Raw genomic sequence first — 10,248 nt, 5'->3', positions numbered from 1 at the left:
CCATACGCAACTTCGCCTCACGTTTGATATCAGCCCGGCGGCGATTCGCCTCTGCACACTGTTGATAAATCACGGCGCCGAACGCCAATAAACCCGTCAATGCATTAGCCCAAGCCGGCACCGTACCCCAGTCCCACATGATTCCGCTCCTGTCTATCCATCTGCATCGAGAAGACAGACTGAAGGGCCGTCAAGACGAATCCTGACGGCCCTTCCGAAGAAACCCCCTTGATGGGAGCATCCCTGCGCGGGTGGGGATTATGAATCACGACGGATTCATACCCGCATACGCAGGGTCTCAGATCGCTACCTCGCGACGCGACGTTTCTTCTCGATCTCTCGATTTAAGACTATCGATACTGCGCTCATAATACCAGTTATGGGTACATACGAATAGATCATCTGGAGACATTTCGAAGTCAGCTACCTGTACGAATCAACACTGACCAATCGCTACAGCATCACGCAATGCACCCAAATCTGGGTTGGCATAAAGCTTGGTTTCACCGTTGGTGACACACTTTTCTTCACTGGCATAGGTGTAGTTGATCCTAATCTTGATCGTCCCGCTATCAGCGCAATGGTTATAAGTACCCCGCTCATAGTATCCGTCATCCTGGCCGCCGATATTGCTAGAGAAATCGGGAGACCATCCACACGTAGCTGCAGACGCGGGAGCAACCCCAATCGCAGATATACCCATAGCCACAGAACAAGCAACAAGTGCAGTCGAAATAGACTTTTTAAGTTTAAACATGTTCACCATTCCTTCAGCAGGCACCAATGGCAGAAGCGTATTTAACCTTGGACCCGTTTTCAGTAAACCCAAGTACCGTATCTCCGGGGGTTACGCATCTCTCTTGGTCACCATCATTGGCGGTCTCTACCTTGATCTTTACGTTGCCGCTACCGCAGTGTCCATAATGAGCAACTCGACCCTCACCCCGACACCGACGCGCCGCCCCAGGTCGCACCACAGCTACACCCTCATCTGTGAAGAGCCCCTTAAAGGGGTCAGTAAGCTTCCAAGAAGTTCCCGATGCCCCCTAACCTCCGAAGCACGGCATCGTGAACGCAACACCCCATCCACATGGGACTGCCCAGAGGTGATGCGCACAGACTCTTTATCTCGACAGCAAGACTCGTTTCAGGAAGCTCATGGTTAGAACCACTTCCCGTCGGTCTTCCCTGACGACTTCTGAGGACGGCGATATCTCGAGGCGTAGGTGGAGCCACTCTCGATATCTTCCTTGCTCTGCCTCATCTGGCCATGTGCGCGGCGCAGTTCATCGCTCCAGTCGATTTGAGCTTTCTGCTTCTTCTTCGCTCTGCTATGCGGTTGACCTGGGCGTTTAGTCTTCTTCGACATGATCCGCGAGACCTCCTCGATCGATCTAACTCGACTCTACGAGGAAGAACGCGACGAAATCAGGGATTCAGCGGCTTCATGTGCGCGGTAATCCATGCCGAGACAAACGCTTGCTCCACCTGGCCTTGGGCGACGATCTCCACGAAACTAGCAACCGTCTCATCTGACTCAAACGCAAGGTAATAGCCATTCACGGCAAGGAATAGGTCAGCCGCACCGATCGCCGTTCTCTTGTTCCCATCCATGAAGGGATGATTACGAGCAAGACCCATCAGCAACGCGGCTGTTTTATCCGCCAGACCGGGATACACCTCAACACCCATGAACGACGCCCACGGTTTATCCAGCGCCCCGAGGAGAAGATTCTCATCTCGAATGGGTGCATCGAGGACGCTGCAGTGAAGTCTCACCACGTCCTCACGGGTGAGAGCACGCCAAGGACTCAACGATCCTCAAGGAGCTTGTTCACGCCAGCAAGACGCTCCTGGGACTCCGCAATGAGACGATCCATCTCCGCAGGAGACAGCGACACCGGGCTACTCTCCGGATACTGAACTGCCATGACACGCTCCTTTCGTCGAGGCCAAGTCTACGAGGTAACGATGGATGCTGAACAGTGGTTCAAAGACCCGCCATCAGCATGACAGGCAACGCGATGACGTAGAGCGGGCAGAACACGAAGGAGAACAAACACCTCGACAAACGGAGATATGCCATGTGCATGTTCCCAACGGCGTCCAGCTCAATTATCCCGTGGTCATAGGCCCAGTCTCCCGCTTTTTCCAAGACCACAAGGAGAACGATATAAGCGGCTAGTGCGGCTAAAGAGAGCAGCCACAAGGCCAGTTCACTCTGCAGATTGCTGACTTCAGCACCAAGCGCCAAGATCGGATATGCGGAGAATCCAGGTAACTCACTTGGAGAAAACATCGCTGCGATGACCAACAGGATGAGCAGCAACCAGCAACAGTTTCCGATGACATCGGCATGAGCGGGTTCGTGCAACCACGATGATGCCGTATCGAGCCATCCGGTATCTGCTCCAAACCAATCGACGATTTCCTTCAACCTAGCCAGAGGAGAGAAACCAGATCCCTTGGTATGAGAAGACAGCAAGAGAATCGCACAGATGGAGCAAACCAACATCCATGTGCGGCTGATAAGTCGTGCCTCTTTAAAAAGAGCAACTCCTGCACTCACGATGCTCGCAATAACGACAGAACCACTCATAGACTCTCCCACCCCATAGTCCGTTCATGACAGCTATCACGGTATATCCCAGGATAGTGCGATGATAGGTGTCATGACATCTCATGACTCTGAAACTTCCCCGGAAAATCAAGGCATCAAGCAGGGCGTCACGCAAGCCTTCACGATGAAGGAAGCCGCAGATGTGGCAGGTGTCAGCGTGAGCACCCTTCGCCGCCGCCGCGATGATCTAGAAAAAGCCGGCGCGGTGATCTCTGAATCAGGTTGGCAGGTTCCCATGACCGCCCTCATCGCGTGTGGACTCATCAAGACTGAAGGTCCTGGACGCGAGGATGCTGGACGGAGAACCTTACGATCAGAACCAGACCACGACGAGACGGAGGCTCTCCGCGCCGAAATTCAGGAGCTGCGCGAGTCCATCTCCGAGTGGCAACGTCGCGCAGAGGTAGCCGAAGCTGTTTCTAGGGAACGTGCCGTGACGATTGAAAACATGAAACTCAGCGCGGAGACAGAACGCATGGCACTGCGAATGATCACGTCAGGTCAGAGCGGTGCTCAATCTGGGTACCAGAACCAGAGCATGGTGCCAGATGAAGGGCCTTCACGAGATACCCGTCAGCAACAAGATCATCGAGAACATGCGGAACATGGAGGGCTTCACGGGGTTTCAGATCAGGTATCACGATCATCGCAAGATACCCACATGGAAGGCTCCAACCGTGAGACGCCTCCGCGTAAAGGATTCTTCGGGCGGCTATTCAGCTAGGGTTCCTCCTCCGTATCTGCTCAGATCGCGGTGCCATTTTTTCCGGCCGTCCAAAATCTGCGCCGCCTCAAAATCGCTCCGAGCCCAAGCCCCGCCGTCTTTTCGCCGCGCCGCAAATCGCGGAGTCCTCGCCGCCCGACCTCCGCGCATCCGCGCCGCGTCCAATCAGCGCGCGAGGTCTCGGAGCGCCGAGCTCTGAGATCGTCGTTCCGTCCTCTGCGCTGCGTTTTTTCGTCTCGTTCGTTTTCTCGCGAAGCGACGACGCGCTTTTATAATCTGCGAATCGAAAACGCTGATTGAGTGCTCGCGAAGGTCTCGAGGAGCGAGGAGCTCTTTGATTCATCTCATCGGTTCATACCTTTTCATCAAGGCCGCTTCGATGTGAGAGTGCTCGGCGTAGGTGGACAAGAGGACGAGAAGATCCTCGGCGCGGGGCACGTCGGCGAGAAGCTACGGTCGAGGCCGCTATGAAATGGGCATGGCGTGGAGTCAAGGGGAGGAGAACTCTCCTTGCGCTGATCCGATCGAGGAGATTGGGCACGTGACGGGTCGGTCACGGCATACATTCCGCGTTGTGTTTAGCAACGAGGATGTTGTCGATCTGGTTCATAATGTTAAATAATCTAATTGAAGGGCTACTCTATAATTCTCTTGGAATCGATCAAGGTACCCTTTGCGATAATTTTGCACTCTCAGTGACCCTGTTAGAAGACATGCTCTAAAATTTTAAAAGCGTCGAGTCGAGGCGTTGAGTATCGAGGTAGCCGGTTACCATTTGCCGGCGTCGTTCTCTCGAAAAATCCTCTGACTCCGTCTCGGCTCGACGTGTTCATGTCAGAGGGTTCCAAGACCAGATGGAGGGTCTCATGAAGGGTGATCATGACGAAGATGAAGGGTCATCACGAGTCAATCAGATCCTTGATATGGAGGCGAACGAGGAGGACGACTCCATCCTTTGCCACCTCCTAAGGATGCGCGAAGAGGAACGGTACTAGGTGTCATTGGGAAGCAAGTGGAGCCTGCTCGTCGCGAGCCGTGAACGTGTCCGGCGAACGAATAAACACTGAATCATTCGGCGCACAGGATACCTATTGTAATTGACTGATAATCCCTGACCTATCGATCAATTCTGTCGTATCATTCTCATATCCGCTTCAAATCGGAGCGAGTGGGGAGGAATAAATGATCAACCTGGATAATATCCGTATCAAGGAAATCGAACAACGCAACATGCAAGTTGAGATAGATCAGGTTACTGATTATCTATCCAAAAATTGGCGTGGTGGGGATCTGTACATGTTCGATGACAACGGTGAGAGCAGGTCCGTTCGAGATCAGGATTTCTGGACCTGGCGAGACGATCTCCTCGCCGAGTCGGATCAGAACATCGACGACATCGAAAAGCTCATGACGATCGAGGAGCTTGAGGGCTAGGAGCTTTCATCGGTCACATCAAGGAGTTGGCGTTGCTCGTTGATCTGCTCATCAAGATCTTCGATTCGGCGCTGGAACCACGCAGAAAACTCTGAATCATTGACCGTTCCATGTGCACCTTCTTCATCTTGGAAGGAGCAGATGATCCCGAGTTCCTGCTGCGCCGCGAAGGCGCGATCTTCAAGCTCCTCGAGAAGTTGCCTATGGAACTCCAACTGGGTGAGACGGTCGCGCGGATCTCCATGATGCGTCATGACCTAAGACTAGCCATCATGTCTAAGAAAACTGGGAAAATTCGCTAGGTGGAGGGTATCGTAACGAGTACACGAAGCTAATACGAGTCTCATACAGATGGGACATCCCAGGTTAGCTACAACGCAAAGACGGGTCGATGCTCCGTCGCCAAACATCGCATCGACCCGCCATGATCATCAACTATGTAAAGCGATGATCAACGCTGCAAGAGCCCTAAGGATCGGTGCGATCTCCTTCACGAGGTCGTGCCACCTTGGGGTTCTTCTTTTTTCTACCTCCATCCGTTTCACCCCCTCGATTCGGAGGTCTATCGGATGTTTCCCAGTCTACCGAACTTCATAAACCATCAGCGGGGTGGTGCTGACACGACACCTGACTAGCAGTTCCAAATCAGGGATAAACTCCCTATCTTCGGGAAGTTTTGGTCTTGAATAAGCATGATCGGGAATAAGCAGGAATATAATCGCCACTTATCCACAGAACAATGTGTATAAATTTTTTCTTAGAGCAGAAACAGGAAAGCGTCTCAACGCGCCGTAAGACGCCCTCAGAGCGAGCAAATCGCTTCGACGTAGCGCGATTACGTCGAGACGATCAAGGCCCTGTCGTAGGATACGACATTAGTTAAATCTTTCCGTAGATTCGATCTCCATCAACTTTGAGATGTCATCAATATCCTGCTCAATCTGAGCCAAGAGCTCATCACGCCACGGCCAAAAGTCAGCATCTGCAACGAATCGCTTCTGCCCTTGGTCATCGAGGATACTGAAGTTTCCCTTCGGATATTTCGCTACGAGATCTATCACAAACTTGTCCATATCGAGAATGTCGCCCCGCCGTTTGACCTGTTCATTGAGAACCTGCTGTAGATTCATGACCTAACCCTTCGTATCGTCGTTTTAACTCGCTACTACGAAGGATAATGCAGATTCTCTAAGAGAGTCATAGACATCATCTAGTTATTTAAGATTCTCTAAATCTGATCTCGTTCCTCTTCTGACTTGAGAAGGCACTTCTTATCGTAGTACGCAGCTTCAGCCCGAGATAGTTTCCGCGCTTCGCGCTCTACATATCCATCCCTATTCTTCGGTTTATAGAAACCAGGTTTTCCACCCGTCTTGAGCTTCCCGTTCAAGCGTCTCGTCTCTATATAACGATCAGCCGTCTCTTCCTTGATCCTGCTCGGGTAAGCCTCTCGAAGCTCACAGAGCGTCGACCAGGTAATAACCTTGATCTCGCGACCATTCTTAGCTTTTTTCCAATGCCAAGGAATCTCTATCTCATCGACCCCGCCGCAGTTCACCCAGTTGTACATGGTTGCGGTCGAAATTCTCAGGAATCGCGCCGCCTCCGGGATCGTGAACTCCGTCTTCCTGACACGCTTCCTTGCCTTTGGGTTTTCCGTCATGTCGTCAGTATCCCAGGACTTGAGAAGAGGCATAAAGGTAGTAGAACTTCGAGAAGGAAAGCTAGTTCTAGTGCCTTGTTCGTTCTGGGCGTCAGGGTCAGATCGGTTGAGGAGGTCGAGGGGAGTCGTTGAGAGACGTCTGAGCGAAGTGAAGTAAGTTGCCTAGGCTAATTGAAGGAGCGAGGAGCGGTGGGCGTCGAGCTGAGTGCGGGAATCGATCCTTCTGAGAGCGTACAAATGTCGTACTCCTTGAAGCCGTCTCAACCTTCTTCCTCGAAGCCTCTTCCATCAGGGCAATAACGTCGCGGTAAATGGTTCGCTCATTGACGTTGAGGCGCTTCGAAATCGCTCGTTTAGAGAGACCTTCTTCGAGAAGAATCCGGACGCTCTCACGGCGCTTGAGTGCTCTCTGGATGCGAACTGCTAGCGACGTTTCGCGACCTTTTTGGAGCTGATCCAGGATCTTCACTCGATGCCTCTGCTGTGTACGCTTCCCTCCGAGCGAAGCCTCCTCTTTGGTGTACCAGGAAAGGCCACTACGCGATGTCGCCGACCAATATTGACTAATGGATCTAGCAATAGTGCGCAGCTCCTTATCGTCTAAACCGTACGAGAGCCAAGGAGGCGTGTGCGGATTAGTACCTACGGAATCCGTCCATATCTTCTTGTCCATGATCCCGTTCGCCTCGTGTAGGAGATCCAGACACCATTCTTCGGTCACAGGACCGGAATGAAGCCGAGCATGCTCGGTCACTGCGAGGAAGAGCCAGCAGTTCCGAAGGATCTTCTCACCGCCAATTTCATAGCGGAACGGTCGGAATTTTTCGTTTGGCCCGACTCGCGGACCACGATCAACACCGGCCACTCGCTCAACCGTTATTTCTTCACCACGAGTCTTCTGTGTTCGTTGCAGTTCCACACCGACCATCTGACAAGCATCTTGGAGCTGCGTCAGCAAGAACTGCCGGTCATGGAGCCAGTGCCATGAGTACGCAGCATCTTTCAGACTGTAGAAGGGATTTCGCGAGAGATGCCTGGAGAAATGCGGGTCTGCTCCTAGCGCCTCGCCCATCGCCGTCATGATGCGTTCCATCCATCGCAGGACGAGCCGATCTGCCTTTTTCACCGGGAATCGAAGGATCCAAATTGCTTGATAGTTGCCACGGTGATGAGCACTAGCGCGAAGCCCAATAAGGTTAGGAGCCAAGGGAAAGCGTCTCAGCTTCTCGAAGTGCTCCGGCTTGTCGACGTCCATGACGATGAAGGCTCGATAGTGAGGACCGTCGAAGGCGATGTACTGATGAGAAAGAAGGTTCTCCCAGGTCGTTTCCTTATACCGATTCTGGTTGAAGGAGTTCGCCATATGGGTGATACGAGCACGCAACTTGTGCTTCAGGAACTCCAATTCCTCACGGGCGATACCTCCACCAGTACCTATCGGATCCATCTGCTGAAGACCGTAGGAGACATCGTCGAACCAGACAGGAGACAGGCCAGACGCCGACGAGTCAGTTATTTTTGGGTGTCTTCTATCCAGGACGGAGAGTTGAGTATGCAATGCGAATTCTTCTCGGTTGACTTTCTGACGCCCGCCTAGCTCTTGCCGTAGCTCAACACGGACCGCTCGTTTCTCGAGCTACGAAGATTCTAGCGCAGATCGAACGAGACCTACAGCACCGCGGACACGCGTCCGGATACGACGAAACCCCGGAGGACGGCAATCCAACCGGGGTTTCTGAGACCGCTACGTCAGCGGGGGAAAGTCTAAGGGGATTCGCTACCCGGAAACCCCGCCTTCAGAGACGATCTCTCGCTAATTAGTTTAACTCATCTCAACCAAAAAGTGCACCTTTATCCGTAGCTAGCATGACTCGAGGAACTTACTAGGTATTAGAACTTCGTTTTAGAACTTCCGACGCACCTCGTAGAGTCTTAGAACTTCGTACGTTCCTACTCGTTCCGTGGCGGCTTCTCCCATGAGGTTCCTCCTTTGAGGCGACCTTTCGACGTCTTTGCTCGATTCGCGTAGTCGGTCGATATTTGAAGGATCTCTCGGTCGTGCACGAGCATATATCCACCGGGAGACGTGGTAACGGGATACCGACCTTGCTTGAGCCAGGTACGTAGAGTGGATTCCGGTACTCCAGTGAGCCTTGCTGCCTCCTTCACGATGTGAAGGTCTTCCCGTTTTTTCCGCTTCGTCATGGCAACAAATCTAGTCGAAGAGCCTTGCCACGGTGTGTGTCGAATGGTTCTCCAGCCTCGACCTGTCATGGTCATATCGTCGCGTCGTCCTCGGGTCACTATGGCCAAGGGAATCCTGCAGATGATGCAGTGGGACTCCGTGACTCAACGCCAAGGTTGCGTGGGTATGCCTCAAAACGTGCGGGGTGACGACCTTTCCAATGTCCGCCTTCTGGCTGATGCTTCTCAAGGTTCGCGCCGCGTCGGTTCTTTTCCACGCCGCGCCTGTTCTCGTGCGGAAGATCGGTCGTGATGCCTCGTCTCCGCGTGCGATTTCCTGTCCGGTAGCGCCGGTCAGTTCTCTCAAAACGATTCTGAGCTTCTCCGGAAGTGGAACGATCGCGGTTTTCCCGCCCTTGCGTCGAATTCTCAGCCTGTCAGCGCCGAAATCCGCCTCTGTCGTGTCGAGCGCCTCGCTGATACGGACTCCGGTCTCAAGAAGCAACAGCACGAGGGCATAAGCACGACGTGAATGTTTCTTCGCCGCCTCAAGGAACTTGATCGCCTCGGAATTGGTGAGAACCTCACTGGTGGAATGATCCTTATCCACGGCAGGGCGCCGAATCATCGCGGCAGGGTTCCTGTCGATCAGGTCCTCACTCATCGCATACCGATACAACGCAGAGATCGACGCAGTCCGTCGAGCCAAGGTCGAGGGCGAATCAACCTGCTCCCGAGCACGCATGAACACATTGACGTGTTGACGGCGTACCTCAAAGAGATCCATCCCCATCGTCTCGATGAACTCAAGGAACAGCTTCGTGTCAGTTCGATACGCCGCCCTGGTCGAGGGTGAGGAGTACGAGGCGAGCCATGAACCGATGAGCTGGGCGTGATGAAACTCTTCGCGCCATGGGTCACGAATATCAGGAGTAGTCACATCTGGACCCGGGTCAGTTCGCTTTCGTCTACTAAATCCTTGTTATCGAGTCGGTACCTGGTAAGGACTTCGTCTCCACCAAGCCTCGCTGATAGAGAGCCCTCGATGCTCAAGCTCCAGCCAGCGTTAGATGCATCGTAGAAGTTAGCTCCGACGCTGTAGACGGTTCTACGGGGCGGATACGGATCCTTATACGCATACAGGAGTTTGAACTGCACGCTGTGCACGCCAGGTGGAACGACTGGGAAGACCTTGCGTGATGCCATCCCGGCAATGTTTTCCTTCGCCAGCTCATCGTTACTAGGCACCGGAGCACCTCTCAAAACCCCAAGAGAAATTTCCACGTTATAGATGGATCCTGAAGAGCGATTACTGATCCACACGTCGAACGTACGAACACTCACGACCACCTCGGTGTCTCCACGAGGATTCTCTTGAATCGGTCCATCCTCTTGCTCGATCCAGACAGAGACTTTTTCAGCCTGTGCGCGCTTCTCCTTGAGATCGCGTTCGGCCTGATCTGCTTCTCGAAGGTTCCGCTCCCTGGCGATATCGGCCATACGCAACTTCGCCTCACGTTTGATATCAGCCCGGCGGCGATTCGCCTCTGCACACTGTTGATAAATCACGGCGCCGAACGCCAATAAACCCGTCAATGCATTAGCCCAAGCCGGCACCGTACC

General features: G+C 53.1%; 13 protein-coding genes. 2 read left to right on the top strand and 11 right to left on the bottom strand.

Going from position 1 to position 10,248, the window contains the following annotated elements:
* Window positions 1–436 precede the first annotated feature (436 nt).
* The 5 genes from D8M21_RS11180 to D8M21_RS11165 form a co-directional block, all read right to left on the bottom strand.
* Window positions 437–757, bottom strand: a complete 321-nt coding sequence (locus D8M21_RS11180) for a DUF6355 family natural product biosynthesis protein (protein WP_126855925.1) — start codon at window positions 755–757, stop codon at window positions 437–439.
* Window positions 758–770: 13 nt separating this feature from the next.
* Window positions 771–974, bottom strand: coding sequence for a DUF6355 family natural product biosynthesis protein (locus tag D8M21_RS11665; RefSeq protein WP_446720506.1), 204 nt, complete (start codon window positions 972–974; stop codon window positions 771–773).
* 188 nt (window positions 975–1,162) lie between these two features.
* Window positions 1,163–1,369, bottom strand: a complete 207-nt coding sequence (locus D8M21_RS11175; protein WP_126855924.1) for a hypothetical protein — start codon at window positions 1,367–1,369, stop codon at window positions 1,163–1,165.
* Window positions 1,370–1,428: 59 nt separating this feature from the next.
* A complete protein-coding gene (locus D8M21_RS11170) occupies window positions 1,429–1,815 on the bottom strand; it encodes a type II toxin-antitoxin system death-on-curing family toxin (RefSeq protein ID WP_342342971.1) in 387 nt (128 codons plus the stop codon).
* A gap of 175 nt (window positions 1,816–1,990) precedes the next feature.
* Window positions 1,991–2,599 (bottom strand): hypothetical protein, encoded by a 609-nt coding sequence (locus D8M21_RS11165; protein ID WP_126855922.1) that lies wholly within the window; start codon window positions 2,597–2,599, stop codon window positions 1,991–1,993.
* Between the two features lie 73 nt (window positions 2,600–2,672).
* Between D8M21_RS11165 and D8M21_RS11160 the strand changes: the two genes are divergently transcribed.
* Window positions 2,673–3,344, top strand: a complete 672-nt coding sequence (locus D8M21_RS11160) for a hypothetical protein (protein ID WP_126855921.1) — start codon at window positions 2,673–2,675, stop codon at window positions 3,342–3,344.
* 1,182 nt (window positions 3,345–4,526) lie between these two features.
* Entirely contained in the window at window positions 4,527–4,778 is a 252-nt protein-coding gene (locus D8M21_RS11155) for a hypothetical protein (protein WP_126855920.1), read from the top strand.
* Here the strand turns inward: D8M21_RS11155 and D8M21_RS11150 are convergent.
* From D8M21_RS11150 to D8M21_RS11325, 6 genes are all read right to left on the bottom strand, one after another.
* The gene (locus D8M21_RS11150; RefSeq protein ID WP_126855919.1) at window positions 4,775–5,032 is read right to left on the bottom strand and encodes a hypothetical protein; all 258 of its coding nucleotides are present in this window, start codon (window positions 5,030–5,032) and stop codon (window positions 4,775–4,777) included. The two genes, D8M21_RS11155 and D8M21_RS11150, sit on opposite strands and share 4 nt — an antisense overlap.
* A gap of 621 nt (window positions 5,033–5,653) precedes the next feature.
* Window positions 5,654–5,908, bottom strand: coding sequence for a hypothetical protein (locus D8M21_RS11145; protein ID WP_126855918.1), 255 nt, complete (start codon window positions 5,906–5,908; stop codon window positions 5,654–5,656).
* A 98-nt stretch (window positions 5,909–6,006) separates the two neighbouring features.
* Entirely contained in the window at window positions 6,007–6,441 is a 435-nt protein-coding gene (locus D8M21_RS11140; protein ID WP_126855917.1) for a hypothetical protein, read from the bottom strand.
* Between the two features lie 97 nt (window positions 6,442–6,538).
* Window positions 6,539–7,888, bottom strand: coding sequence for a replication initiation protein (locus D8M21_RS11135; protein WP_126855916.1), 1,350 nt, complete (start codon window positions 7,886–7,888; stop codon window positions 6,539–6,541).
* Window positions 7,889–8,656: 768 nt separating this feature from the next.
* Window positions 8,657–9,565 carry a tyrosine-type recombinase/integrase gene (locus tag D8M21_RS11125; RefSeq protein WP_126855914.1) on the bottom strand — a complete coding sequence of 303 codons (909 nt, stop codon included), beginning with the start codon at window positions 9,563–9,565 and terminating at the stop codon, window positions 8,657–8,659.
* Window positions 9,562–10,248 (bottom strand): hypothetical protein (locus D8M21_RS11325; RefSeq protein ID WP_161970383.1); only part of this gene is annotated, 687 nt, incomplete at its 5' end. The genes D8M21_RS11325 and D8M21_RS11125, both read right to left, overlap by 4 nt.

The organism is Kocuria sp. HSID16901 (genome assembly GCF_003989425.1).
In the GTDB taxonomy this organism is placed as follows: Bacteria; Actinomycetota; Actinomycetes; order Actinomycetales; family Micrococcaceae; genus Rothia; species Rothia massiliensis.
This window is presented reverse-complemented; position numbering and strand designations above follow the sequence as displayed.